This window comes from Ottowia sp. (assembly GCF_035444425.1).
In the GTDB taxonomy this organism is placed as follows: Bacteria; Pseudomonadota; Gammaproteobacteria; order Burkholderiales; family Burkholderiaceae_C; genus Ottowia.
On sequence record NZ_DAOMOQ010000028.1, the window covers coordinates 1 to 26,330 of the forward strand.

Sequence of the window (26,330 nt, forward strand, 5' to 3'; positions counted from 1 at the left end):
GTCGTGGACATCTGACAGGCCCCTGTCAAGAGGGCCTCGGGCTCACGCTTACGGTGCACGCGCCGACCGGAGCGGGGCTGGGCGCGCAGATCGATTTCGATCTCATCGCACGCAAGAAGGTCGCGGGCCTGGCCTGATGCACAGAAACGCCCTCCGGGGCGTTTATTGTTTTAGGGCTGCTTTCGGCCAGGAGCAGACGACGCCGCTGTGCCATCCTGCGCCCACTCGGCGGCCCCGCTGCTCAATGTCCGAGTCGAGCGGAGCCAGGCAAACGAGCAAGGGCGCCGGGCGACGCGGGCTACAACGTCGCCGGGATGCGGCTTTGGCTGAACGGCGTCGGCAGGGACGGGAGCCCAAGCTCCGGCATGTCGCCATGGCGCACCAAGTGTTGGGGCCCGAGTTCGGCGATATGGTTGATGCCGAGAAGACCGAGGTCGCAGTCGATCTCGCGCGTGAGGATGTCGATCGCATGCGCGACGCCGTCGCCGCCGGCGATGGTCGCCGCGTAGTTGAACGGACGGCCGATGAAGACGAAGTCCGCGCCGAGCGCCAGCGCCTTGAGAACGTCTGAGCCGCGGCGAAAGCCGCTGTCCACCATGAGCGGCATGCTGCCGACGGCCGCGCGAGTGGCGGGCAGCACGCGCATGGGCGACACGGCGCCATCGAGCTGCCGGCCCCCGTGGTTGGAGAGGATCACCCCGTCGAGCCCGTGGTCACGGGCGCGTGCTGCGTCGAGCGGATGCAGCACCCCCTTGAGGACGAAGCGACCCTTCCACTGCGCCCGGATGCGGGCCATTGCCGACCAGTCAAGGTGCGCGCGGCCGGAGAAGTCGCGGACCACGTTTCGCGCGACGATCGCGGTGCGGTTGTCGGTGTCGGTGTTCTCAAAGTGGGGCATGCCGCGCGTCGCCAGCGTGCGCCCGAAGGTGCAGACGCTCCAGCGCGGATGCGTGAGGCCCTGCCACAGCAGCGATAGGTCGGGTCGCAAGGGGCTGGTGAAGCCGGCTCGCGCGTAGTTCTCGACGTTGCCGCGCACGGCCGAGTCCACAGTGACTACCAGCGTGCCGAAACCGGCGCGCGCGACGCGGTCGACCAGCGCCTCGATTCTCTCCGGCGTGGGCGGCAGGTAGGCCTGGAACCAGCTCTCGGGCGCGGCCTGCGCGACTTCCTCCATGCGCGTGAGGGAGGAGCCGCTCATGATCATCGGGATGCCGGCCCGCGCCGCCGAAGTGGCGAGCACCACGTCGCCGCGGTAGGCGGTGAGCGCGCTCACGCCCATGGGTGCGATGCCGAAAGGCGCGTTCCATTCACGGCCGAAGAGGGTGGCCTTCTGCGAGCGCTGCGCCACGTTGTTCAGGACGCGCGGCAGGAAGCCGATCTCGTCGAACGCGAGACGGTTGTCACGCTGCGAGGCGCCGGTTTCGGCAGCGCCGAAGACGTAGCCGAAGATCGGCTTCGGCAAATGGCGCCGCGCCGAGGCCTCGAAGTCCTCGAGCGCGTAGATTCCGCGCAGGCGGCGGGGCAGGGGGGCGGTCACGGCGGGCCCTCAGCGGCCGTTGGCCTTGCGCCAGGCCTCGAAGTCAACCTTGCTTTGCGGATTGGTGGGAGGGTATAGGCCGATGATGGAGCGGCCCTTGGCGACTTCCTCCGACACGAAGTCCTCGAAGGCTGTCATCTCGAAGGCTTCGTGGGCGATCTCCTCGGCCAGGTGCGCGGGGATGACGACCACACCTTCGCCGTCGCCCACCAGGGTGTCGCCCGGGAAGACGGGCGCGTCACCACAGCCGATCGGCACGTTGATGTCGATCGCCTGGTGGCAAGTGAGGTTGGTCGGGGCGCTCGGACGGTGGTGGTACGCGGGGATCTTCAGCGCGCCGATCTCGGGCGAGTCGCGGAAGCCGCCATCGGTGACGACGCCGGCGACGCCGCGGGCCTGCAGCCGCATGACCAGGATGGCGCCGGCGGAAGCCGCGCGCGCGTCCTTGCGGCTGTCGAACACGAGGATCGCGCCGGGCGGGCATTCCTCGACCGCCTTGCGTTGCGGGTGCTCCGGGTTCAGGAACACCTCCATGCGGTTCAGGTCCTCGCGCGCCGGCATGTAGCGCACCGTGTACGCCGGACCGACCATGTTCTCGCGGAAGGCGCCCACCGGCCGGACGTCCTGGATGAGCTGGCTGCGCAGCCCGCGCTTGAACAGGCAGGTGCACAGCGTGGCGGTGCTGATCGTCTTGAGTTTCTGGAAGGCTTCGGCGGAAAGGGCCGGGGGTTGGCTCATGGCTGGCATGCGTGAATTGCGGTCTGAAGGTTATTGTATACTAGTAGCCGAAATCATCGCAGACGCCCGAGAGCTTGATTCATGACGGGAGACGACATGACCCAGACCAGCACCGCCCGGCCGCGGGTGCTCTACCTCGCGCGCGGCACGCCGCAGCTGTACGACACCGTGCGCAGCTACGCGCCCGCGAACATCGAACTCGTCACGCTCGAATCGGACAGTCGGCAGGAGGTGTTCGCGAAGCTGCCCGATTGCGAGGCGGTGATCGTCGCCACACGCAGGCTCGATCGCGAAATGATCGCGGCGGCGCCCGGGCTGCGGCTCGTGGTGCACCAGGGCGTCGGCTACCACGACACGACGGACGTGCCGGCGCTGCAGCAGCGCGGGATTCCCGTCGCCGTGACGCCGAACGGCACGCCGCAGACCGTGTCCGAGCACGCCGTGATGCTGATGCTCGCCGCGTGCCGGCTGCTGCCCTTTGCGGACAGCGAACTGCGCCAGGGCCGCTACCACGTCAACGCCCTGCGGCTGCAGTCGCAGACGCTGGCCGGCAAGACCATCGGCTTCGTCGGCATGGGGCGCATCGGCCAGGCGACCGCGCGCCGCCTGCTCGGATGGGAGATGCAGGGCCTGTATGTCGATCCGGTGCCGCTGCCGGACAGCGAGGCGGCGCGCCTGAACGTCACGCGCGTGGCCCTGCCCGAACTGCTGGCTCGGGCCGACATCGTGTCGCTGCACGTACCGCTCACCGACGACACGCGCGCGATGATCGACGCGGCGGCGCTGGCCCGCATGAAAAAGGGCGCCGTGCTCGTGAACACCGCGCGCGGACCCGTCGCGCACGAAGCGGCGCTCGTGGAGGCGCTGCGCTCGGGCCACCTGGGCGCCGCCGGCCTGGACGTGTACGAGGAGGAGCCGGTGCGCGCCGGGCATCCGTTCGCGCAGTTCCCCAATGTGGTCCTTACGCCGCACATCGCCGCGGCCACCCGCGACACCTTCGCCGCGAAGATGCAGGGCGTCTTCGCCAACATCAGCCGCTTCTATACCGGCGTGCCGCTGCAGGACCAGGTCCTGTGAGCCGCGCGCCGCGCCCACCCCATCATTCCGGAGACATCGAACCCATGAAGACACAAGACAGCACCCGCCGCCACTTCTCCCTGCTCGCCGCCGCGGCACTCGCCGCCGCCGCGTTCGGGTTGCCGGGCGCCGCGCTCGCACAGGCGAAGTTTCCCAGCAAGCCCGTAACCATCGTCGTGCCCTATACGGCGGGCGGCGCCTCGGACGTGCAGGCGCGCCTGATCGGCCAAAAGCTTTCGCAGCTGTGGGGCCAGCCGGTCGTGGTCGACAACAAGCCGGGCGCCAGCGCCTCCATCGGCATGCAGTTCGTGGCGCAGGCGGCGCCGGACGGCCACACGCTGGTGATCAGCGACCTTGGCACGCTGACGATCGCGCCTTCCGTGCGCAAGGTGCCGTACGAACTGGACAAGGACTTCGCGCCGCTCACGATCCTGACCTACTCGCCCTACCTGCTTACGGCGCATCCTTCCACGCCGTACAACACGCTGAACGAACTGGTGGCCTACGCCAAGGCCAACCCGAACAAGATCAACTACGGCACCAGCGGCCTGGGCACCAACCCCCACCTGGCGGGGCGCCTCTTCGCATCGCGCCTCGGGCTCCAGTGGACCGACGTGCCGAGCAAAGGCGGCTCGCAGACCATCCAGGACGTGATGCAGGGCGTCGTCGACCTCCAGTTCAACAGCGTGTTCAGCACGGCCTCCCATGTGAAGGCCGCCAAGCTGAAAGCGCTCGCGGTTTCCAGCGCGAAGCGCCTGCCCGACATGCCGAACCTGCCGACCGTGGGCGAGGTGATCCCCGGCTTCGTCGCCGGCGGCTACCAGGGCATGTTCGCACCGGCCGCGACGCCGCCCGAGGTGGTGCGCAGGATCAACGCCGACCTGGTGCAGGTGCTGGCCATGCCGGACGTGAAGGCCAGGCTGGTGGAACTGGGCGCCGAGCCGATGGCGGGCAGTCCGGAAGCGATGCGCACGTTCCTGCGCGAGGACCGCGAGCGCTGGGCCGGCGTGGTGAAGCAGTACAACATCAAGGTGGAACAATAATCAGGCCATGGCTCGCCCGCGCCTCGTGCTCGCCTCCACGCTGCAGGACCTTGCGTCCCTGGGCGCGAGCCGGCCTGCGCTCGCCGTGCGCGGCGCCGCCAGCAGTGAGATCGCCGGCATGCTGCGGCGGGCCATCGTCAACGTGGACCTCGTGCCGGGCACTGCGCTGAACGAATCCGACGTGGCGACGCAGTTCGGCGTCAGCCGCACTCCCGTGCGCGAGGCGTTCCGCACGCTGCTATCCGAGGGGCTCCTCGATGTGCGGCCGCAGAAGGGAACCTTCGTCTCGCTGCTGCACCGGCCGGACCTGGAGGACGCGCTGTTCGTACGCGAGGCGCTCGAATGCTCTGCCGCGGACCTAGCCGCGCGTGCGCCGGTTAGCGAAAGAATGGTGCTACTGCGGATCGTGGAGCAGCAGCGCATGGCCTTGCAGCAGGGCGACCGCGAAGGCAGCCTCGCCGCCGACGAGGATCTGCACCGCAAGATCATGGAACTGTCGGGGCACGCTTCAGCGTGGGAGGTGGTGCGGCAGGCCCGCACGCACCTCGAGCGGCTGCGCCGCATCGCCAATGCGGAACTCGGCGGCAGTGAGGAAGCGCTCGGCTACCACGAGAAGATCGCTCAGGCGATCGTTGACGGGGATGCGAAAGCGGCGGTCCAGCTGTTGCGCAGTCACATTCGCCAGATCGAGGGCTTCATCGGGCGGATCGCGGAGCTGCACGCGGGTTATATCGGATAGCGGAGCAAGGAAGCCCCCTGGTGGCGCTTGTTCCTCCGAACGCGTCCAGGGGATGGGTGGCGTCTTTGCCGCGCGGAATGACATCTGCTTCCGGCCAGAAGCCGCCGTTGCTCGCAAGGCCCGCAACGCATTAACGGTTTGCAGAATGCGCGGATGCGGGCCGCACAGAGAACCACTCGCTCCAAACTGCTTATGCCCGAGCAGCCGGGTTGGTCACTTCGTTGTCAAGAGTGCTACTGCGGGACTCCGAATTCGCCGGCGGACATAGCAGCGACCCGCTGCAGCCGGCCCTCGATCCCCGCCAGGCCGAGGTGCGATGCACGAATTGGAATCGTGGCCACCTGCTCTTCATCGCCTACTTGCAACTGCAGCACCACGACGTCTTGGTTGGCCTGGTGGACGTTCCAGCGGCGGATGGGATGCTGCCGAGCGATCACCTCCAGCCATCGGTCCAGTCCGGCGGCCACTGCGTCGGTTGCGAAGGCCGGCGTCAGCACTTCGACGCTCGGGTGGCGATGGTGCTGGGCGCAAATCTGGATGGCGCCTGCGATCTTGGATTGCAGGAGCCGGTCGCCCTCCATGTCCACAGGTGGCAACGACGGTTCTCGGTTTGGCCTCTGGATGACGGCGACGAAGAACGCAAGATGGGGCGAGCCTGCCGGGAGCCCAAACTCGTGTGCGGTGGGGCACAGCTCGGGGACCTCCTTCGAGTCGATGAGGCGTTGCATGCAGGTTCGCAAGACCGAAGGCGTCCACATGCATACCTCGCGATAGTCGAATAGGCAACCGCATCGTCACGATGTGGCTGGACTTTGCCGAGGATCAGGCTCGTCGGCGCAAGGAGGTGTTCCTGAAGGACTGGGCGGAGCGGCTCGATGCCTTCCTGACCTTCAACGAACGCGATGTGCTCACCGGCGCAGGCCGCATCTCCAAGAAGCAGGCCGACGCCCACGCTGAGAACCAATATGAGCAGTTCGCCGTCCAGCGGCGGGCTTTGTTGGAGGCCGAAGGTGCAGATGCCAATGTGCGAGCGTTGGAGGACGCCGCCAAGGCGCTACCCAAGCCGGGCAGAAGCAGCAGGAAGAGAAAATGAATTGCCGGGCTTGGCCCGGCCAAAGGGAAGATGAAAAGGCGATAAGGGAATGGTGCCCAAGGGACCATGGCCCTACCCGGAAAAGGAAAAGGCCACCGTCACGTCTAGCCCGCACCGATCACCAGATTCCCTGACGGCGCCAGCCCGTCGATGTAGTCCGACCACGCCTGCAACATCTCCCGCCGCTGCTCGGCGTACTCGGCCCGGTTGTAGACACCACGCACGCCGCCGATGGTGTGGTTCAGCGCCTTTTCCACCACGTCTGACGGCCAGCCCTGTTCGTGCAGCAGCGTCGAAGCAGTGCGCCGAAGATCATGGATGGTGAAGGCGGGGATCTCCTGCCCCTGCAATGAAACCTTCAGCGCCTGGTTCAGTGCATTGCTGGCGAAGGGCTTGGCCAGGGTGCCACGGCCCGGCAACACCCAGACGCTGCTGCTGGCCAGCGGCTTGAGTTCCTTGAACAGCGTCTGCGACTGGGTGGACAGATAGACGATGTGCGGTTTGCCGGTCTTGGAGTTCTCGACCGGGATGTGCCATTCGCCTTCGTCCAGATGCATGTCCTTCCACTGCGCCAGCATCAGCTCCGACTTGCGCACCAGGGTCATCAGGATCAACTGGAAGGCGATCTTGAACTGGCGGCGGATGTTGGAGGTCTGCATGGCGCGCAGGAACTGCCGGATTTCGTCCGGCGTCAGCGCCCGGTCGCGGGCGGCGGCGCGGTAGACGTGCCGCATGGGCAGGGCCATGACCGGGTTGGCCTGGATCAGGCCGCAGGTCAGCGCGTAGTCGAGCATGCGCTTGAGCAGGCCGCGCACTTGGCCGGCGGCGGCATCGAAGCCTTGTTCCTTCTTGCGCCAGATGACGCTGCGCACGTCCTCGGCGGTGATGTCCCGGATCGGCTTGCCGCCGATGTGCGGCAGGATGTCCTTTTCCAGGTAGCGGCGGGGCATGGTCACGTTCTTGCGGTCGCGTGACTGGATGTCCTTGAAGAAGCGTTCGGCGAATTCGGCCACGGTGGCGTCTTCTGCGCCGGCCACTTTCTCCTGCTGTTTCTTCTTTGCTGGCGACTCCCCCATCGCCACTTGGTGGGCTGCCTCGTCCCGTTTCAGGCGGGCGTTCTTCAGCGTCAGCGCGGGGTACTTGCCGAGCGTCAGCTTCTCGTACTTGCCATTCAGCCGGTAGCGGTAGCGCCAGACGACGCCCCCGGTCGGGAAGACCTCCACATACAGCCCTCGGTCGTCGGTAACCGTATAGGTCTTGTCCCTGGGCTTGAGCGCCTTGAGCGCGGTATCGGTCAGTGCCATCTCATCCTCCGTATGTCCAAGCAGAGGGACGGAGAGCAAATTTCCCGCTACTTGGCGCCAAACTTGGACATATCAGTGAGTGGCTTCGACTGTATCACCGAATTCGTCAGTGGAGGAAAATTCCTTTATTTACGCCAATTTAAAGTCATTCGAAAGACGTTAGTGGACGTCCTTGGACTCCATATTACTTCCCGATGCAGAAGCGCGCGAAGATGACGCCCAGCAGGTCGTCGGCGCTGAACTCACCCGTGATCTCGCCCAGCGCGTTCTGCGCCAGGCGCAGTTCCTCGGCCAGCAGGTCGAGCATGGGTGCGGGTCCACCCAGGTGCGTGTCGGCGGCACCCAGGTGCTGCGCGCTGCGCGCCAGTGCCTGCAGGTGCCGTTCGCGCGCGATGAACACGCCCTCGGCGGTGCCGGCCTGCCAGCCGGCGAGCTGCAGCAGGCGCTGGCGTAGCGCGTCCAGCCCCTCACCCGTCTTGGCCGACAGGGCGATGCCGTCGCCTGCGGGCAGCCGATCGGGCGCGGCGTCGCGCTTGTTCCACAGATGCAGCACCGGCACGCCGCGTGGCACGCGCTCGGCCAGGGTGGCGGCAATGCGCCGGTCCTCTGCCTGGTAGTCGGGCGTGCCGATGCGCGTCAGGTCGTGCAGCAGCAGCACGGCGTCGGCACTCTCGATGTGGCTCCAGGCGCGCTCGATGCCGATGCGCTCGACCTCGTCGCTGCTCTCGCGCAGGCCGGCGGTGTCGAGCACGTGCAGCGGCACGCCCTCGATCTGGATGGTCTGCTGCACCACGTCGCGCGTGGTCCCGGCGATCGGCGTGACGATGGCCAGCTCGGCGCCGGCCAGCGCGTTCAGCAGGCTGCTCTTGCCGGCGTTGGGTTGGCCGGCGATGACGAGCTTGATGCCCTCGCGCAGCAGCGCGCCCTGGCGCGCGCGTGCCTGCACGTCCGCCAGCGACTGGCGCAGCCGGGCCAGCCGGCCGGCGACGTCGTGCGCCGACAGCACATCGATCTCCTCTTCAGGGAAATCGAGTGTGGCCTCGATCAGCATGCGCAGTTGGATCAGGTCGTCGCGCAGCGCGTGGATCAGTGCCGAGAACTCGCCGGCCAGCGAGCGGCTGGCCGAGCGCGCCGCCGCCTCGGTACTGGCGTCGATCAGGTCCATCACGCTTTCGGCCTGGGCCAGGTCGAGCTTGTCGTTCAGGAAGGCGCGCTCAGTGAATTCGCCCGGCCGTGCCAGGCGCAGGCGCGGCAGGCGGGCGCTGCCGGTGCCGGGATCGGCTTCGGCCGCCGCCTGCAGGCAGCGCTGCAGCAGCAGTTGCAGCACCACCGGACCGCCGTGTGCCTGCACTTCCAGCACATCCTCGCCGGTGTAGGAGTGCGGGGCCGGGAAGAACAGCGCCAGCCCGTGGTCGATCGGGCTGCCGTCGGTGTCCTTGAAGGGGCCGTAAGTGGCCATGCGCGGTGCCAGTTCGCGCCCGGTGAGCGCGTGTGCCAACGGCATCAGCCCGCGCCCCGACACGCGCACGATGCCTACGGCGCCACGGCCCGGGGCCGTGGTGATGGCGGCGATGGGGTCGGCGTGCGGCTTCGGCATAGGGGGATTGTGCGGGAGTGGATGCCCTGCTGGCCGGGATGTGCGCCCGGCGGCGCACCTACTTTCTTTGTCTCGCCAAAGAAAGTAGGCAAAGAAATGCGACCCCGCTGGCCGTGTCCCTCCGCTTCGCTACGGGCAACCTGCGATGCTCAATCGTGGGGCGGCGCTGCGGAACTCACTACGCGCCTGCGGCGCTTCGCTCGGACAACCGCAGCGAGTCAGAGCACGAAGCGCAGCATGCTTCGCTGCCGCGCCCGCCCCACGCCCTGCGCTTCTCGGCACGGCCAGAGGGGAAGGACCTACATAACGAAAGCCCGCGTGAGCGGGCTTGAGTGTTCCAGTGCACCCGTGGCCGGGGTCCCCCCGGCCAGTGGGTGCGTCCCCCCCCCGGGGGGAAGGCGCGTCAGCGCCTCAGGGGGGATCAAAATTTCGGCAGATTGAACTTCGGCGGCACGCCCATACGGGTGTTGATCAGCCACTGCTGCGCGATGGTCAGGATGTTGTTGGTGATCCAGTACAGCACCAGGCCGGCCGGGAACAGGAAGAACATGACGCTAAAGACCAGCGGCATGATCCACATCAGCTTGGCCTGCATCGGGTCTGGCGGCAGCGGGTTGAGCGCGGTCTGGAACAGCGTCGTCAGCGTCATGATGATCGGCAGGATGTAGTACGGATCCTTGGCCGACAAATCCTGCACCCACAGCGCCCAGGGCGCGCCACGCATTTCCACGCTGGATAGCAGCACCCAATACAGTGCGATGAACACCGGTATCTGCACCATGATTGGCAGGCAACCACCCATGGGGTTGACCTTTTCCTCGCGGTAGATGCGCATCATCTCCTGCTGCATCTGCTGCGGGCTGTCCTTCAGGCGCTCGCGCATGTCGGTGATCTTGGGGTTGATCGCCTTCATCTTGGCCATGCTGGCGTAGGCCTTGGCATTGAGCGGGTAGAACAGGATCTTCAGCAGCAGCACCAGCGCCACGATGGACCAGCCCCAGTTGCCGATCACGGCGTACAGCTTGTCGAGCAGCCAGTACAGCGGCTTCGACAGGATGGTGAAGTAGCCGTAGTCCTTGACCAGTTCCAGCCCGGGCGCGATGGCCTCGAGCACCTTCTCTTCCTGCGGGCCGACGAACAGGCGCGCGTCGGTCGCGCGCGTGCTGCCGGGCTCGACCGCACCGACCGAGGCGATCATGCCGGCAGCGTACAGGCCGTTGTCGACCTTGCGGGCGAAGTTCTCGTGCTGCGTCGGCTGCGGCCACAGCCAGGCGCTGGCGAAGTAGTGCTGCACCATCGCCACCCAGCCATCGGGCGAGGAGGTGACGAAATCGGCCTTGCCCTTGTCGATGTCGGCGAAATCGACCTTCTGGAACTTCTTGGCTTCGGTGTAGAAGGCCGGGCCGGTGAAGGTGGAATAGAAGGCCGTGCCGCCCGGCGCCTGCTGGTTGTTGCGTACCAGCTGCACGTAAAGCTGCGGCGTGACGGTCTGGCCGCTGGCGTTGACGACCTCGTGCCGCACCTCGACGAGGTAGGAGCCGCGCTTGAGCGTGTAGATCTTGTTCAGGCGCACGCCGCCCTGCTCGGGCGACTCGAAGCGCAGCACCAGTTCGTTGTTGCCTTCTGCAAGCTGGCGTTCGCCAACGAAGCTCATCGGCGTCTTGTGGTTCGGGAACGGGCCGCCGATCAGGCCCGACTGGGCGGTGTAGATGCGGTTGGCGCTGTTGTCGAACAGCACGACGGGCTGCTCGGGCTGGCCCTGCTCCGCGTGCTGCAGGAATTCGCTGCGCACCACCGAACCGCCCTCGGAGTCAAACACCAGCTTGAGCACGTCGGTGGTGACCTCGATGTTCTCGCGCGGCTGGCTGGCGGCCGGGGCGGTCGCGGCGGCCTCTGTGGGCGTCGTGGCCGGCACCGCCGAGGCGCCGGCGGTCGTCGCCGGCAGCGCGCTGGACGCCGCCGGTACGCTGGACGCCGGTGCGCTGGCCGCCGTCACGGCCGGTGTCGACGCACTGGGGAAGAAGGTCGCCTTGCGGCCGTTGTGCACCTGCCACTGGTCCCACAACATGACCAGCGAGAAGGCGAAGATCACCCAGAGAATGGTGCGACGGATGTCGTTCATGACCACTTGTGAGGTTTGTCGGCGGAGGCGCTGGAGGCACCCATCAGGCCGGTGAAAAAGCGCGGTGTCTCGGTCGGCACCGGATCGCAGCCGCCCTCGCACCAGGGTTGGCAGCGTGCCACGCGACGCAGGGTGAGGTAGCTGCCGGCGGCGGCGCCGTGCCGCTCCAGCGCCTCGATCGCATAGCGCGAGCAGGTCGGCTCGAAGCGGCAGCTGGAACCCAGCCAGGGCGACAGCAGCAGCCGGTAGCCCTTGATCAGGACGATCAGCAGATCACGGATCATGGACGTAGTTTGGCGAACAATTGTTGCAACTCGGCCCGCACCGCGCGCTTGAGCGCGGGCGAGGCGGCGCTTGGGAACTGTGCCGGCGCGAACGCCGCACGCAGGCGCACCAGATGCGCGCCGGCATCCAGCGGGGGCGTGAACTGGTCGGCCACGGCGTAGATCTGCCTGCGGATGGCGTTGCGGGTGACGGCCCGGCGCGCCCAGCGCTTGGGCACCATCGCGCCGATCCAGAGGGTCCCGGGCGGCGCGAACAGTGCGGCGCTCGCAGACCCCTCAGCCATGGCGGCCGCCGGCAAGCGATGCAGGGCGAAGTGCGCCGTGCGTGCCGTGGCCGGTTGGGCCAGCAGGGCCTGGAACTGGGCCCGCGTGCGCAGATGCTGCGTGTGCATGGGCCCTGACTAGGCTGCCCATGTCGGGGCGGGCATGGCTGCCCCGGTGCGCGCGCGCACTCGCCAGCAAACCAAGCAGGCTCAGACCGCCAGGCGCTTGCGGCCCTTGGCGCGGCGCGCGTTGATGACCGCGCGGCCACCGCGCGTCTTCATGCGCACCAGAAAGCCGTGCGTGCGCGCACGGCGCGTCTTCGAGGGTTGATAAGTGCGTTTCATGGTGACGAATCGTCCTTTGTGTAAACCGGTTGCATTGACCGGAAGCCGGGCAGCAAGCCATCGACCCAGTGCTTCACGAATCCTTTTCCCTGATCGCCGCGACGGCCCGCCTTCAGGCCATCTTCGCGCTTGCCTGCGCCGCACATCGGCACCGGATACCCACTGCCGCGCGCCCCGAAAGCACACATCGCAGCACGCATCGCCACACGCCGCGCGCCGGCAGATTCACGCGGTGCCAGAACAAGGGAAACCCCGCATTATCGCAAAGATGCGCCGCAGTTCCAAGCCTGCCGGATTCAGAGCGGCGTTCCGCCGCCCGTGCGCCGTGCTCCGGCCTTGTGGACAACCTGCCGCGTGACTACAATGCCCGAGGCCTGACCAAGGCATGTATCCACAACTTCAGATAACTTCATGCACGAGCAAGTTGCTGCCGGCATCGGCGCGACGTTGTGGCCTTCCTGCCTTGACCAGCTCGCGCAGGAATTGCCGCAGCAACAGTTCAACACCTGGATCAAGCCGCTGACGGCGCAGCTGGCGCCCGATGCGTCGCGCCTGACCTTGCTGGTGGCCAATCGCTTCAAGCTCGATTGGGTGCGGGTCCAGTACGCCGGCCGGATCGCCGCCATTCTGGAGCAGATCCAGGGCCACCCGGTGCAGGTGGAGTTAGCGCTTGCTCCGCGGAAAATGCAGCATCCATCGGGTGTCGTGGCGTCGATTCGCACAAGAAGCGGAGTCATCGAACCGCCTCTGGCGGCCGAGTTGCCGGCGCCAGTGCCAGTTGCGGAGTCCCCGTCGCCCGATTCCCATCGCAGCCGTCTGAACACCGCGCTGACCTTCGGCAGCCTGGTCGAGGGCTCGGCCAACCGCATGGCGCGTGCCGCCGCCCTGCACGTAGCCAACGCGCCGGGCCAGTTGTACAACCCGCTGTTCATCTACGGCGGCGTCGGCCTCGGCAAGACGCACCTGATGCACGCGGTGGGTAACCGGCTGCTGGAAAGCCAGCCCGAGGCGCGAATTCTCTACATCCATGCCGAGCAGTTCGTCTCGGATGTGGTCAAGTCCTACCAGCGCAAGACTTTCGACGAGTTCAAGGAGCGCTACCACTCGCTCGACCTGCTGCTGATCGACGACGTGCAGTTCTTCGCCAACAAGGACCGCACGCAGGAGGAGTTCTTCAACGCCTTCGAGGCGCTGCTGGCCAAGAAGAGCCACATCGTGATGACCAGCGACACCTATCCGAAGGGGCTGGCCGACATCCACGAACGGCTGGTGTCGCGCTTCGATTCGGGCCTGACGGTGGCGCTGGAGCCGCCCGAGCTGGAGATGCGCGTCGCCATCCTGATCAACAAGGCGGCCGCCGAGGGCGCCGAGATGCCGGAGGAAGTGGCGTTCTTCGTCGCCAAAAACGTGCGCTCGAACGTGCGCGAGCTGGAGGGCGCGCTGCGCAAGATCCTGGCCTATTCGCGCTTCAACCAGAAGGAGATCTCGATCCCGCTGGCGCGCGAGGCGCTGCGTGACCTGCTGTCGATCCAGAACCGCCAGATCAGCGTCGAGAACATCCAGAAGACCGTGGCTGATTACTACAAGATCAAAGTCTCGGACATGTACAGCAAGAAACGGCCGGCCTCGATCGCGCGGCCGCGCCAGATCGCCATGTACCTGGCCAAGGAACTGACGCAGAAGAGCCTGCCCGAGATCGGCGAGTTGTTCGGCGGGCGCGACCACACCACGGTGCTGCACGCGGTGCGCAAGATCGCCGGCGAGCGCCAGCAACTGACCGAGCTGAACCAGCAGCTGCATGTGCTGGAGCAGACGCTCAAGGGCTGATTCCGTGTCGCCGGGCAGGGCGGGAAAACCGGCGACAATACCGGGTGCTGGTGGCTTGCGCCTGGACCGATGGGCCGCCGGCAGCCGCTGATCCGCCACCACACAATGCCCGCGAACAAGACGAGGAACAAGAGGAAGACATGATCGTTCTGAAGACCACCCAAAACCAGTTGCTGGCCGCGCTTCAGTCCGTATCAGGCATCGTCGAGCGCCGTCACACCCTGCCGGTGCTGGCCAACGTGCTGATCCGCAAGTCCGGCGGCACGGTGCAGCTGACCACCAGCGACCTCGAGATCCAGATCCGCACCGCGGCCGAACTCGGTGGCGATGGCGGCAACTTCGCCACCACCGTCGGCGCGCGCAAGCTGATCGACATCCTGCGCACCATGCCGGCCGAGCAGACCGTGAGCCTGGAATCGCAGCAGTCCAAGCTGGTGCTGAAAAGCGGCAAGTCGAAGTTCACCCTGCAGACGCTGCCGGCCGAGGACTTCCCGCTGGTGCAGGAAGCGCCCAGCTTCGGGCCAGCCTTCAAGGTGCCGCAGAAGACGCTGAAGAACCTGCTCGACCAGGTGGCCTTCGCGATGGCGGTGCACGACATCCGCTACTACCTCAACGGCATCCTGTTCGTGGCCGAAGGCAGGCAGCTGAGCCTGGTCGCCACCGACGGCCACCGCTTGGCGTTCGCCAACGCCACGCTGGACGTCGAGGTGCCCAAGCAGGAGGTGATCCTGCCACGCAAGACCGTGATCGAGCTGCAGCGCCTGCTGTCCGACGCCGCCGTGCCCGAAGGGCAGGAAGCACCGATGATCGAGATGCAGTTCGCTGCGAACCAGGCCAAGTTCAGCTTCGGCGCGATGGAGTTCGTCACCAAGCTGGTCGAGGGCAAGTTCCCCGACTACAACCGCGTGATTCCGAAGAACCACAGCAACAGCGTGACCCTGGGCCGCGCGCCGCTGCTGGCCAGTCTGCAGCGCACGGCGATCCTGACCAGCGAGAAGTTCAAGGGCGTGCGCCTGAACTTCGAGCCCGGCACGCTGCGCGTCGCCTCGAACAACGCCGAGCAGGAAGAGGCGGTCGACGAGCTCGACATCGACTACGGCGGCGATCCGATCGAGATCGGCTTCAACGTCACCTACCTGATCGACGCGCTGTCCAACATGAGCCAACAGGACATGGTCAGGATCGACCTGCAGGACGCCAACAGCTCGGCCCTGATCACCCTGCCGGACAACACCGACTTCAAGTACGTGGTGATGCCGATGCGCATCTGAGCCAGCCAGCTTGCAGCGCAGTACATGACGCCGACAACCCGCCGACCAGGCGGGTTTCGGCATTCAAGAGAGCGAAGAAATCCGAATGACCGATCCCCATCCGACCCCCGAGAACCCAGATACCAGCCCGCCGCGCGCGGGCGAGGGCTACGGCGCCGGCGCGATCCAGATCCTGGAAGGGCTGGAGGCGGTGCGCAAGCGCCCCGGCATGTACATCGGCGACACCTCGGACGGCACCGGCCTGCACCACCTGGTGTTCGAGGTGGTCGACAACTCGATCGATGAGGCGCTGGCGGGCTATTGCGATGACATCGTGGTCACCATCCACTCGGACAACTCGCTCAGCGTGGTCGACAACGGGCGTGGCATCCCGACCGGCGTGAAGATGGATGACAAGCACGAGCCGAAGCGCTCGGCGGCCGAGATCGCGCTGACCGAACTGCATGCCGGCGGCAAGTTCAACCAGAACAGCTACAAGGTCTCGGGCGGCCTGCACGGCGTCGGGGTGAGCTGCGTCAACGCGCTGTCGAGCAAGCTGCGCCTGACGGTGCGCCGCGATGGCAAGGTCCATGTGCTGGAGTTCTCGCGCGGGGTGGTGCAGAACCGCCTGATTGAGCTGGTCGACGGCGTCGAGGTGTCGCCGATGAAGGTCGCGGGCGAGACCGAAAAGCGCGGCACCGAGGTGCGCTTCCTGCCCGACACCGAGATCTTCAAGGAAAACAGCGACTTCCACTACGAGATCCTGGCCAAGCGCCTGCGCGAGCTGAGCTTCCTGAACAACGGCGTGCGCATCCGCCTGGTCGACGAGCGCAGCGGCAAGGAGGACGACTTCTCCGGCGCCGGCGGCGTCAAGGGTTTCGTCGACTTCATCAACGCCGGCAAGCGGATCCTGCATCCCAACGCCTGCCACGCCACCGGCACGCGGCCGGCCGAGAGCTATGGCGGCATCCCCGGCACCGAGATCGGCGTCGAAGTGGCGATGCAGTGGAACGACGGCTACAACGAGCAGGTGCTGTGCTTCACCAACAACATCCCGCAGCGCGACGGCGGCACCCACCTGACCGGCCTGCGTTCGGCCATGACGCGCGTGATCAGCAAGTACATCGCCGACAACGAACTGGCCAAGAAGGCCAAGGTCGACGTCTCCGGCGACGACATGCGCGAGGGCCTGACTTGCGTGCTGAGCGTGAAGGTGCCCGAGCCCAAGTTCTCCAGCCAGACCAAGGACAAGCTGGTTTCCAGCGAGGTGCGGGCGCCGGTCGAGGACATCGTCGCCAAGTCGCTCACCGACTACCTGGAAGAGCGCCCGAACGACGCCAAGATCATCTGCGGCAAGATCGTCGAGGCGGCGCGGGCGCGCGAGGCCGCGCGCAAGGCGCGTGAACTGACGCGCCGCAAGGGCGTGCTCGACGGCTTCGGCCTGCCCGGCAAGCTGGCCGACTGCCAGGAGAAGGATCCGGCGCTGTCCGAGATCTACATCGTCGAGGGCGATTCGGCCGGCGGCTCGGCCAAGCAGGGGCGCGATCGCAAGTTCCAGGCCATCCTGCCGCTGCGCGGCAAGATCCTGAACGTCGAGCGCGCGCGCTACGAGAAGCTGCTGACCAGCAACGAGATCGTCACCCTGATCACCGCTTTAGGCACCGGCATCGGCAAGACCGCGGCCGACTCGGGCAAGAGCGGCGCCGACGACTTCGACATCGACAAGCTGCGCTACCACCGCATCATCATCATGACCGATGCCGACGTCGACGGCGCCCACATCCGCACCCTGCTGCTGACCTTCTTCTACCGCCAGATGCCCGAGCTGGTCGAGCGCGGCCACATCTACATCGCGCAGCCGCCGCTGTACAAGGTCAAGGCCGGCAAGGAAGAGCTGTACCTGAAGGACAACGCCGCGCTGGAAGCCTTCCTGATGCGCGTGGCGCTGAAGGACGCGGCGGTGCACACCGGCGGCGATGCACCGCAGCAGCTCAGCGGCGACACGCTGGCCGAGCTGGCACGCAAGCACCAGCTGGCCGAGCACGTGATCGAGCGCCTGTCGCAGTTCATGGATTCCGAGGCGCTGCGCGCGATTGCCAGCGGCGTGGTGCTGGATCTCGACACGGTGGAGGCCGCCGAGGCCAGTGCCGTGGCCTTGCAGCAGCGTTTGAGCGAGATGCAGGCCAACGGCAGCGCGCCGCAGGTGGCGAGCGAATTCGATGCCCGCACCGACAAGCACATTCTGCGCATCAGCCGGCGCCACCACGGCAACATCAGAAGCAGCATCATCAGCCAGGACTTCGTGCACGGCGCCGACTACGCGGCGCTGGCCGAGGCGGCGCTGACCTTCAAGGAACTGCTGGGCGAGGGCGCCAAGGTCACGCGCGGTGAGGGCGAGCGCCAGCGCGAGGAGCGCGTCGCCGACTTCCGCGAAGTCATGCAATGGCTGCTGGCCGAGGCCGAGCGCACCACCACGCGCCAGCGCTACAAGGGCCTGGGCGAGATGAACCCCGAGCAGCTGTGGGAAACCACCATGGACCCGGAAGTGCGGCGCCTGCTGCGGGTGCAGATCGACGACGCCATCGAGGCCGACCGCGTGTTCACCACGCTGATGGGCGACGAGGTCGAGCCGCGCCGCGCCTTCATCGAGGCCAATGCGCTGAGGGCGGTCAATATCGACGCCTGACGCCTGACGCCTGACGCCTGACGCCTCGTAGCGCGTGGGCCGCGCACAAGTGAAGGAAATTCTCTTGCGTGTGCCTCGACCCGCGAGTGATCGCTTTGGCGCTGTACGGCGCGACGTCGGCTCGCCGGTGCTCAGTGCACGAAGCCCATCGAGCGCTGCTCGCGCACCTCGGGCTTGATGCGGTGCTCGGCCTCGAGCTGCTCCAGGAATTCCTCGACGCTGAACTCGGCCGCCAGGATGTCGGTCTGGCGCTTGACGGCGGCGAAGTCGCCCGGCGCGAGCTGCTCCAGCCTGGATAGCCTGCGGCGCGCGTCGTCGGTCAGCTGGCTGGCATCGCCGCCGAGCGCCTCGGTGATGAACATCCTCTCGCGCTGCTCGGCCGTCAGCGGCATGAACTTGATCTTGAAGGTGAAGCGCCGCAGCGCCGCCTGGTCGATGCGGTCGAGCAGGTTGGTGGTGCAGATGAACACGCCGTGGTGGCGCTCCATCTGCTGCAGCATCTCGTTGACCTCGGTCACCTCGTAGCTGCGCTGGGCGCCGCGCCGGTCGAGCAGGAAGCTGTCGGCCTCGTCGAGCAGCAGCACGGCCTTTTCCTCCAGCGCTTCCTTGAACATGGCGGCCATGTTCTGCTCGGTCTCGCCGACGTACTTGCTGACCAGGTCGCTGGCCTGCTTGATGATGAGCGGCTTGTCCATCTGCTGCGCGATGTATTCGCCTAAAGCGGTCTTGCCGGTGCCGGGCGCGCCGTAGAAGCACAGCGCACCGTGGCCGCGCGCCTTCAAGGCCTCGACGATGCGCGGGATCTCGAAGCGGCTCTCGACGTTGAGCATGCCGAGGTCGTAGGTGGTGACCTGGCGGCGCGCCTTGGCTGCAACGCTGTCGGGCGAACGGCCCAGTGCGGCGTCGGAGTTCTTCAGCTGGCGCTCGATCAGCGCCTCGAAGTCCGCGCCGCCGGGCGCCGCGCCCACGTGCGCCAGATCGGCGAAGCGCAGCGCGGTGCGGATCTGCGCCGGCGTCAGACCCTTGCGTTCGGTCAGCTTGGCGACGAACTCGTCGCTGACGGGCACGCCGGCCAGGCTCTTGCGGATCAACTGCTCGCGCGCGCCGGGTGGCGGCGACTTCAGCTCGAGGTGGTAGGCGAAGCGGCGCCGGAACGCCGGGTCGATCTGCTCGATGCGGTTGGTGACCCAGATGGTGGGCACCGGGTTGCTCTCCAGGATCTGGTTGACCCAGGCCTTGCCGTTGACGCTGTGGCTGACCGCGCTGGACAGCGCCTGCTGCTCGGCGCGCGCCATCAGACCGGCGGCGTCGACGCTGATCGGCGGGAACACATCCTCGACTTCGTCGAACAGCAACGCAGCCTCCTGCGAGCCTTTCAGGAACACCTGCGCGATCTGCATCGAGCGGTAGCGGTCGCGGCCCGACAGGCTGTTGCCATCGCGGTCCGCGTACTCGACCTCGAACAGATCCAGCCCGGCCTCGGCCGCGACCACCTTGGCCAGTTCGGTCTTGCCGGTGCCGGGCGGGCCGTACAGCAGCACGTTAACGCCGACCGCCTTGGTGGATTGCGCCTTGCGCAGCAGGTTGATCAGCACCTGCACGTCGTCGCCGACGAATTCGAAATCACTGCTCTTCAGTTCGCTCTTGGCTGCCGGCCGCGTGAACACCGCCATCAGCTCGGCGCGATCGCGGTATTCGCGCATCAGCACCGGCGGCAGCTTCTCGCTGACCTTCATCAGGTCGGCCAGGTCGGTGATGCTGTGCTCGGAGATCAGGTTCTCGACCAGGCCGATGCGCTCCAGCCGGCCACCGGCGCGCAGTGCCTCGCCGACCTCGGTTGCGGTCACGCCGGCGATGGTGGCGATGGCGGCATAGGCCTCGGGCGCGTTGTTGACCTTGAACTCGACCAGGATGCTGCGCAGATCGCGCTGGTAGCGCGCCAGCGTGCCGTACAGCAACAGCGCCCGCTCGGCCTTGTTGAGCTGCAACAAATTCGATAGCGAATCGATGTTCTTCTCGACCAGCGTGGACTGCTTCTTGAGCGCGTGGCTGAGCCATTGCCCGGTGCTGGCGAGCAGCGCCAGCAGGTCCTTGGGCGAATCCTTGGCGTACTCGTCGAGGTAGAAGAACAGCGTGCCTTCCTCGTAGGGGCCGCGCCAGATGCCGTGGCGCTCCAGGAACTCGGCGTTGGACAGCGCCTCATGGCCGCGCCAGAACTCGTTGTCCTTGCAGCGGCGGGTGAGGAACTCGCGCAGGCGCAGCAGCACAGGCTCGGGCCACAGCAGGTGGCGGCCGGCCAGCGCCATCAGGCCGTTGATGTCGCGCCGCACGTTGAACTTGCTGCCCTGCTGCGCCGCCAGCGTCAGCACGAAGTGCGAGCACATGAGGTCGAGCACCGGCGCGCTGTCCAGCCCAGGCGTGGCCAGCATGCCTGCCTGCCCGCGCACCTGCATCGACCGTTTAGCCATGGCAAGCCTCCGTGAAGAATGAGCGCCACACAAGTTTCACCATAACGCAATCAAAGCAAGCGTGGAAGACAAGGGCCGATGCGCCATTGGGGTCACTGTGGCGTCACATACACAGTCGATACCCGGTTTCGGTAACTTCGCACAACATCGACGCCGCGCCTGCGGGCTTGCGCGGTTGACGCCACCGGCCGGCGCCGCCATCATCGGCCGGGTTATCCACGTCAGCAGGAGGAGTATCGACATGAGCAACCTAACGACCATGTGGGAGTCGCTGCAGGGGTCCCTGGGCGTGCACATCCCGCAGGTGCTGGGTGCGCTGGCCATCTTCATCCTGGGCTGGTTCGTCGCCGCGCTGGTGAAGGCCGGCGTGCGACGGGGCCTGGGGCTGCTCAAGATCAACCAACGCTTTGCCAGCACCACCGGCCAGTCGGTCGACATCGAGGGCTCGGTCGCGCTGGCGCTGTTCTGGCTGGTGATCCTGCTGGCGCTGGCGGCCATGTTCAATGCGCTCAACCTGGCCATGGTGTCGGGTTCGTTTGCTGCGCTGACCACGCAGCTGTTCGAGTACGCGCCGCGCGTGCTCGGTGCGCTGCTGCTGGCGCTGCTGGCCTGGCTGGTGGCCACGCTGGTGCGCGGCGTGACGCTGAAGGTGCTGGACCGCACCACGCTGGACGAGCGCCTGTCCGAGCATGCCAACATCTCGCCGATCAGCGAAAACCTCTCCAACGCGCTGTTCTGGCTGGTGATCCTGCTGTTCGTGCCGGCGGTGCTGGGCGCGCTGCAGATGGAGGGCCTGCTGTCGCCGCTGCGCGACATGACCACCAAGGCGCTCGACATGCTGCCCAACGTGGTGGCGGCGCTGGTGATCGGCGGTGTCGGCTGGGTCGTGGCCACGGTGCTGCGCAACCTGACCACCAACCTGCTGCGCTCGGCCGGCGTCGATCAGGTCGGCACCAAGGCCGGCCTGGCCGACACGGTGCAGCTGTCGGGCCTGGCCGGCCTGCTGGTGTTCATCGTGGTGTTCGTGCCGGCGCTGATCGCGGCGCTCGACGCGCTCAGGATCGAGGCCATCTCGGGCCCGGCGACCGACATGCTGGCGATGCTGCTCGACGCCGTGCCGCGCATCGTCGGCGCCGGCCTGATCCTGCTCATCACCTGGATGGTGGCTTCGTTCGCCACCCGCCTGCTGGCCAGCCTGCTGGCCAACGTGGGCCTGGATTCGGTGCCGGCCAAGCTGGGCATGCAGCACGCGTTCCAGAAGACGACGCCATCGAAGCTGGTCGGCCGCATCACGCTGCTGTTCGCCATGCTGTTCGCCGTCATCGAGGCCGGCAACCAGCTCGGCTTCCACCGCTTCAGCGACATGATCAGCACCTTCGTCGAGTTCGCCGGCGACGTGCTGCTCGGCTCGGCGATCCTGATCATCGGCTTCATGCTGGCCAACGTGGCCTACGAGGCGATCAACCGCGCCAGCGGCGAGCGCAACGTGCTGGCCAAGGTGGCGCGCTTCGCCATCCTGGGCATCGTGCTGGCCATGGGCCTGCGCGCCATGGGCATCGCCGACGACATCGTCAACCTGGCCTTCGGCCTGACGCTGGGCGCCGTCGCCGTGGCGGTGGCGCTGGCCTTCGGCATCGGCGGGCGCGAGGCCGCCGGCCGCCTGGCTTCGCGCTGGGCCGACCGCTGGTGCAGGGACAAGCCGGCCGCGTTGCCGCCGGCCGATCCGCCGGTGCCCGAGTCGCCCCGGTCGCCGAGCGACGACCTGCCCTGACGGCAGGCAGCCGCCACCAGCCGGCACGGCGCCGGCTGGCCCTGGTCTCGGGGTAAGGCCGCAGGCCTGAAACCGTGTCCAGCGGCTAGAATGCGCTGAACCATTCCTTACAAGAACGTCAACTTCAAGAGGCCCTCATCATGACCGCGCCAGCCCATGACGAATCCCTGCAGCCCGACCCGATGGAGGAAGTCACCAAGCACATCCCGCTGGTGGTTCCGCTGGCCGGGGCCATCGTGATCTTCCTGCTGGCCTTCATCGCCGTGACGATGGCCTGACGCGGCGCCCGGGTTGCCGCAACGATTGAACGGCGCACGGTCCCCGGGCTGCGCCGGCTTCATCGCCGAACCTTCGCAGCGCGCCCTCGAGGCGCGCTGCGGCTTTTCGCGCGGTGTCAGGCGCTCGTCGGCCAGGTTTCATAAAATCGTCACCCCGCGGGCTCGGTCGCCCGTGTCGCCCGCATGCGCAAGGCGCCGCAGCGCCCGCGCCGCCCTTGGATCCTCAGCCAGAGCCAAGTCCGCTTTCCAAAGGCGCCGCCAGCCTTTGGAAAGAGGATTTCGAACTTAGGAGCTTTTGTCGATGAACGCACCCCTGACTCCCGGGATGGTCAAGGACTTGAATGTCCCTGCCTATGTCAAGAACGCCAGGCTGATTGCCTGGGTGGGTGACATGGTGGCCCTGTGCAAGCCCGATGCCGTCTACTGGTGCGACGGCAGCCAGGCCGAGTACGAGCGCCTGTGCCAGCAGCTGGTCGATGCCGGTACCTTCAAGAGGCTGAACCCGGCCAAGCGCCCCGGCTCCTTCCTGGCCTGGTCCGATCCGTCCGATGTGGCGCGGGTCGAAGACCGCACCTTCATCTGCTCCGAGCGCCAGGAAGACGCCGGCCCGACCAACAACTGGACCCCGCCGGCTGAGATGCGCGCCAAGCTCGAGCCGCTGTTCGATGGCTGCATGCGCGGGCGCACCATGTACGTCATCCCGTTCAGCATGGGTCCGCTGGGCAGCCCGATCGCCCACATCGGCGTCGAGCTGTCCGACTCGGCCTATGTCGCCGTCAACATGAAGCTGATGACGCGCATGGGCAAGGGCGCCATCGACGTGCTGGGCGAGAGCGGCGAGTTCGTGCCCTGCGTGCACACGGTCGGCGCGCCGCTGGCCGAAGGCGAGCGGGACAGCACCCCCTGGCCCTGCAACCCCGACGTCAAGTACATCGTCCACTACCCCGAGACGCGCGAGATCTGGAGCTACGGCTCGGGCTACGGCGGCAACGCGCTGCTGGGCAAGAAGTGCTTCGCGCTGCGCATCGCTTCCAGCATGGGCCGCGACGAGGGCTGGCTGGCCGAGCACATGCTGATCCTGGGCGTCACCGCGCCCGAGGGCAAGAAATACCACGTCGCCGCCGCCTTCCCCAGCGCCTGCGGCAAGACCAACTTCTCGATGCTGGTGCCGCCGCCGGCCTTTCAAGGCTGGAAGGTCACCACCATCGGCGACGACATCGCCTGGATCAAGCCCGGCACGGATGGCCGCCTGTACGCCATCAACCCCGAGGCCGGCTACTTCGGCGTCGCGCCCGGCACCAACATGCAGACCAACCCGAACTGCATGCTGAGCCTGAACCAGGACGTCATCTTCACCAACGTCGCGCTCACCGACGACGGCGACGTCTGGTGGGAGGGCATGGAAAAGGACGAGGGCGCCAGCATGCCGGCGCACCTGATCGACTGGCGCGGCCAGGACTGGACGCCCGAGGACGGCAAGGCCGGCCGCAAGGCGGCGCACCCCAATGCGCGCTTCACCGTCGCCGCGACCAACAACCCGGTGCTCGACCCGGCCTGGGACGACCCGGCCGGCGTGCCCATCGACGCCTTCATCTTCGGCGGCCGCCGCTCGACCACCGTGCCGCTGGTGACCGAGGCGCGTGACTGGACCGAGGGCGTCTACATGGCCGCCACCATGGGCAGCGAGACCACCGCCGCCGCCTTCGGCAAGCAGGGCGTGGTGCGGCGCGACCCGTTCGCCATGCTGCCGTTCTGCGGCTACAACATGGCCGACTACTTCGGTCACTGGCTGAAGCTGGGCGACAAGCTGAAGGCGCAGGGTGCCAGCCTGCCGGCCATCTACTGCGTCAACTGGTTCCGCAAGGACGCCGACGGCAGGTTCGTCTGGCCCGGCTACGGTGAGAACATGCGTGTGCTCAAGTGGATCATCGACCGCGCCGAGAATCGCGTGGTCGGCCAACAGACCATGTTCGGCGTCGCACCGGTCTACGGCGAGATCAACTGGACCGGCCTGGCCTTCAGCCCGGAGCAGTTCGCCACCGTCACCAGTATCGACAGGAACGCCTGGCAAGAGGAGTTCACGCTGCACGACGAGTTGTTCGAGCGGCTTGCGCAGGGGCTGCCGGAGCAGATGACCGAAACCAGGAAGGCGATGGAAGAGCGGCTGCTGGCCTGACGGTGTGCTGCCGCAGCCATAGAAAAAGCCCGTGCATTCACGGGCCTTTTTTGCTCAACGCGGTGGTTGCGAAACGGTGCCGCGCCAGCTGGTCAACTCACTCGCTCACCCACTGGCACAGTTCCGCCTTGGCGATGAACCACACGCCATCAGAACCGGTATCGGCCAGTGCAAACGTGGGAAAGGTATAGCTGATGCTGCCTGCGTCGGGTGTGAACGACCGGCCCCATTGTCCGGGCGCTGTCGTCGCCGGTTCCGCGTCGCCGGCATACAGGTGCAGTTCGCCCAGGGCGTAGCCTTGGTTGACCGTGTACCGGACCGTGACGTTTGTGCCGTCCCAAACGATGTGGACCGACCCGACCACGGCACCCTTGTCGCGGTCGAGCTGGCCTGCGCCCATGTACAAGGGATAGCTCTGCTCGACTAGATCGGCTTCATGGTTCGGCGCAATCATCTCGATGGCCCAGCCCCAACTGCTGTTCTCCAGTCCGAGCGAAGGCAGGTTGTCCGGGTTGTTCTTGGGCCGTCCGGTTTTGGGGTTGAGGTCCACCGCGGCCAGGATGTGCGTGCCGAACGCGTATGCCCCTTCGCCGCAGCTCCAACTGCCGGCGACCGGGATGACGCCGCAGCAGATGGTGTAGTCGCCGTAATACCACCAGGGTCCGTTGCCCTGCTTGTTGCAGCCGGTGCTGGAGCCAGTCTGCTCACCGCCGAAACCTGCTTGGTTCTTGTCGTTTTCTGCGTAGATCACCACGTGAAGCGGGAGTTGGTCCTCAGGGTCCAGGTTGCACAGTGCATCGGCATCGACGCCCACGTCGGTCCACGTGCGCTCGATGGTGTACGAATGGCTTGCGGAACCGCTGGCGTTGGTCGAGTAATCCCACATGCCGCCTTGTTCGTTCAGTTGCGGCCGGCAGGCGCCCGTGACACCGTCCGGATCCCACGTGGTTCCGGCCCAGAACACGAGCTTGGTGAAACGGGCGGTGGTATCGGTGAACGTCACCTTGATGTAGAGCTTGTAGGCGTCGTTCCACACTTCGACCGTGCCGAAGGCGTTCTTGTTGTTACGGTACAGACCCCACTGAGCGGTTGTGCAGCCGCTGAAGTCGGTGCCCAACTAGGCTGCGCTCTCCAGGCCGCCGTCGCTGCCGCCGCAGGCCACGAGCACGCCGCCGGCGATGCCGGCGGTGCCGATTCCGGCCGCAAGCCGCAGGAACTGGCGGCGGCCGTGGGTGGTGACGATGATGTCCTGACTTGCCGGATGTTTCATGGACCGGTACTCCTGTTTCGTTGATGAGTGGATGGAACAAGAAGGAGGGTGGTCACGGCCGCCCTTCCGGTTGTGTGCTGGCCGGAAGTTTGTGAACAATTTCACACTCCGGGCGAGATTGTTACGTTGGTATAGAAAAGTAGCAATCGGTTGTGGCGGCGCCCATACGCTTCAGGGCCGGTTCGACGTCACAGGGTGGGTGGGGTGTCCTGCTGCGGTGCCCCCAGCGGCCTCGGTCGGCGGGCGGCGCATGCGCCCGACTGTATGTGCCGATCGCCGCGTCCGGCGTGGCCGGCGCCGGACGAGCACCGGGCCAGCGCTGGCTTCGGCGTCTGCGGCGTCTGCGGCATCTGCCGGCGGCATTCGTGCGGCAGCGACCGTGGCGACGGCAAAGCGCGTAAGCTGCGGCCCTCACCCGCGCCGCGGCCAGCGCCGTTCAGCGGTCCTTTTCGCGCCCGTGCA

General features: G+C 66.8%; 22 protein-coding genes. 10 read left to right on the top strand and 12 right to left on the bottom strand.

What is annotated here, in order from left to right; genetic code table 11:
* Positions 1-298 precede the first annotated feature (298 nt).
* Both PK606_RS11350 and PK606_RS11355 read right to left on the bottom strand, forming a co-directional pair.
* Positions 299-1,537, bottom strand: coding sequence for an alpha-hydroxy acid oxidase (locus PK606_RS11350; RefSeq protein WP_324563976.1), 1,239 nt, complete (start codon positions 1,535-1,537; stop codon positions 299-301).
* A gap of 9 nt (positions 1,538-1,546) precedes the next feature.
* The gene (locus tag PK606_RS11355; protein ID WP_324563979.1) at positions 1,547-2,275 is read right to left on the bottom strand and encodes a ribonuclease activity regulator RraA; all 729 of its coding nucleotides are present in this window, start codon (positions 2,273-2,275) and stop codon (positions 1,547-1,549) included.
* A 96-nt stretch (positions 2,276-2,371) separates the two neighbouring features.
* Between PK606_RS11355 and PK606_RS11360 the strand changes: the two genes are divergently transcribed.
* From PK606_RS11360 to PK606_RS11370, 3 genes are read left to right on the top strand one after another with little or no spacing between them, the layout of a single operon-like run.
* The gene (locus PK606_RS11360; protein ID WP_324563982.1) at positions 2,372-3,352 is read left to right on the top strand and encodes a 2-hydroxyacid dehydrogenase; all 981 of its coding nucleotides are present in this window, start codon (positions 2,372-2,374) and stop codon (positions 3,350-3,352) included.
* Positions 3,349-4,395: a Bug family tripartite tricarboxylate transporter substrate binding protein gene (locus PK606_RS11365; RefSeq protein WP_324563985.1), complete on the top strand. Its 1,047-nt coding sequence runs from the start codon at positions 3,349-3,351 to the stop codon at positions 4,393-4,395. Before PK606_RS11360 ends, PK606_RS11365 begins: the two co-directional genes overlap by 4 nt.
* Before the next feature lie 7 nt (positions 4,396-4,402).
* Complete coding sequence (locus PK606_RS11370; RefSeq protein WP_324563987.1) at positions 4,403-5,134, top strand: GntR family transcriptional regulator; 732 nt, start codon at positions 4,403-4,405, stop codon at positions 5,132-5,134.
* Between the two features lie 233 nt (positions 5,135-5,367).
* Here the strand turns inward: PK606_RS11370 and PK606_RS11375 are convergent, their stop codons facing one another.
* Entirely contained in the window at positions 5,368-5,862 is a 495-nt protein-coding gene (locus PK606_RS11375) for a hypothetical protein (protein ID WP_324563989.1), read from the bottom strand.
* 62 nt (positions 5,863-5,924) lie between these two features.
* On the opposite strand from PK606_RS11375, the gene rhuM reads away from it, so the two are divergent.
* Entirely contained in the window at positions 5,925-6,227 is a 303-nt protein-coding gene (gene rhuM, locus PK606_RS11380) for a RhuM family protein (protein WP_324564065.1), read from the top strand.
* Between the two features lie 104 nt (positions 6,228-6,331).
* Here the strand turns inward: rhuM and PK606_RS11385 are convergent, their stop codons facing one another.
* From PK606_RS11385 to rpmH, 6 genes are all read right to left on the bottom strand, one after another.
* Complete coding sequence (locus PK606_RS11385; protein WP_324563993.1) at positions 6,332-7,531, bottom strand: tyrosine-type recombinase/integrase; 1,200 nt, start codon at positions 7,529-7,531, stop codon at positions 6,332-6,334.
* A gap of 184 nt (positions 7,532-7,715) precedes the next feature.
* Positions 7,716-9,128 (bottom strand): tRNA uridine-5-carboxymethylaminomethyl(34) synthesis GTPase MnmE, encoded by a 1,413-nt coding sequence (mnmE, locus tag PK606_RS11390; RefSeq protein ID WP_324563996.1) that lies wholly within the window; start codon positions 9,126-9,128, stop codon positions 7,716-7,718.
* Positions 9,129-9,549: 421 nt separating this feature from the next.
* Positions 9,550-11,250 carry a membrane protein insertase YidC gene (yidC, locus tag PK606_RS11395; RefSeq protein WP_324563997.1) on the bottom strand — a complete coding sequence of 567 codons (1,701 nt, stop codon included), beginning with the start codon at positions 11,248-11,250 and terminating at the stop codon, positions 9,550-9,552.
* On the bottom strand, positions 11,247-11,534 hold the full coding sequence (yidD, locus tag PK606_RS11400; RefSeq protein WP_324563999.1) for a membrane protein insertion efficiency factor YidD: 288 nt from the start codon (positions 11,532-11,534) through the stop codon (positions 11,247-11,249). The genes yidC and yidD overlap by 4 nt, the downstream gene beginning before the upstream one ends.
* Positions 11,531-11,926 (bottom strand): ribonuclease P protein component, encoded by a 396-nt coding sequence (locus PK606_RS11405; RefSeq protein ID WP_324564001.1) that lies wholly within the window; start codon positions 11,924-11,926, stop codon positions 11,531-11,533. The genes yidD and PK606_RS11405 overlap by 4 nt, the downstream gene beginning before the upstream one ends.
* An 81-nt stretch (positions 11,927-12,007) precedes the next feature.
* Positions 12,008-12,142, bottom strand: a complete 135-nt coding sequence (rpmH, locus tag PK606_RS11410; RefSeq protein WP_005798102.1) for a 50S ribosomal protein L34 — start codon at positions 12,140-12,142, stop codon at positions 12,008-12,010.
* Between the two features lie 411 nt (positions 12,143-12,553).
* On the opposite strand from rpmH, the gene dnaA reads away from it, so the two are divergent.
* The 3 genes from dnaA to gyrB all read left to right on the top strand — a co-directional run bounded on the left by dnaA (position 12,554) and on the right by gyrB (position 17,905).
* Positions 12,554-13,969 (top strand): chromosomal replication initiator protein DnaA, encoded by a 1,416-nt coding sequence (gene dnaA, locus PK606_RS11415; RefSeq protein ID WP_324564003.1) that lies wholly within the window; start codon positions 12,554-12,556, stop codon positions 13,967-13,969.
* Positions 13,970-14,109: 140 nt separating this feature from the next.
* On the top strand, positions 14,110-15,240 hold the full coding sequence (gene dnaN / locus PK606_RS11420) for a DNA polymerase III subunit beta (RefSeq protein ID WP_324564005.1): 1,131 nt from the start codon (positions 14,110-14,112) through the stop codon (positions 15,238-15,240).
* An 85-nt stretch (positions 15,241-15,325) separates the two neighbouring features.
* The gene (gene gyrB / locus PK606_RS11425; RefSeq protein ID WP_324564007.1) at positions 15,326-17,905 is read left to right on the top strand and encodes a DNA topoisomerase (ATP-hydrolyzing) subunit B; all 2,580 of its coding nucleotides are present in this window, start codon (positions 15,326-15,328) and stop codon (positions 17,903-17,905) included.
* 131 nt (positions 17,906-18,036) lie between these two features.
* Here the strand turns inward: gyrB and PK606_RS11430 are convergent, their stop codons facing one another.
* A complete protein-coding gene (locus PK606_RS11430) occupies positions 18,037-20,373 on the bottom strand; it encodes an ATP-binding protein (RefSeq protein WP_324564009.1) in 2,337 nt (778 codons plus the stop codon).
* Positions 20,374-20,614: 241 nt separating this feature from the next.
* On the opposite strand from PK606_RS11430, the gene PK606_RS11435 reads away from it, so the two are divergent.
* The 3 genes from PK606_RS11435 (at position 20,615) to PK606_RS11445 (ending at position 24,598) form a co-directional block, all read left to right on the top strand.
* The gene (locus PK606_RS11435) at positions 20,615-22,144 is read left to right on the top strand and encodes a mechanosensitive ion channel (RefSeq protein ID WP_324564011.1); all 1,530 of its coding nucleotides are present in this window, start codon (positions 20,615-20,617) and stop codon (positions 22,142-22,144) included.
* A 140-nt stretch (positions 22,145-22,284) separates the two neighbouring features.
* A complete protein-coding gene (locus PK606_RS11440; protein ID WP_324564068.1) occupies positions 22,285-22,422 on the top strand; it encodes a hypothetical protein in 138 nt (45 codons plus the stop codon).
* A gap of 301 nt (positions 22,423-22,723) precedes the next feature.
* The gene (locus PK606_RS11445; protein WP_324564013.1) at positions 22,724-24,598 is read left to right on the top strand and encodes a phosphoenolpyruvate carboxykinase (GTP); all 1,875 of its coding nucleotides are present in this window, start codon (positions 22,724-22,726) and stop codon (positions 24,596-24,598) included.
* Positions 24,599-24,695: 97 nt separating this feature from the next.
* Here PK606_RS11445 and PK606_RS11450 read toward each other — a convergent pair whose 3' ends face one another.
* Positions 24,696-25,715 carry a hypothetical protein gene (locus PK606_RS11450; protein WP_324564016.1) on the bottom strand — a complete coding sequence of 340 codons (1,020 nt, stop codon included), beginning with the start codon at positions 25,713-25,715 and terminating at the stop codon, positions 24,696-24,698.
* Positions 25,716-25,868 (bottom strand): hypothetical protein, encoded by a 153-nt coding sequence (locus tag PK606_RS11455; protein WP_324564018.1) that lies wholly within the window; start codon positions 25,866-25,868, stop codon positions 25,716-25,718. It lies immediately after the preceding gene.
* Between the last annotated feature and the right edge of the window lie 462 nt (positions 25,869-26,330).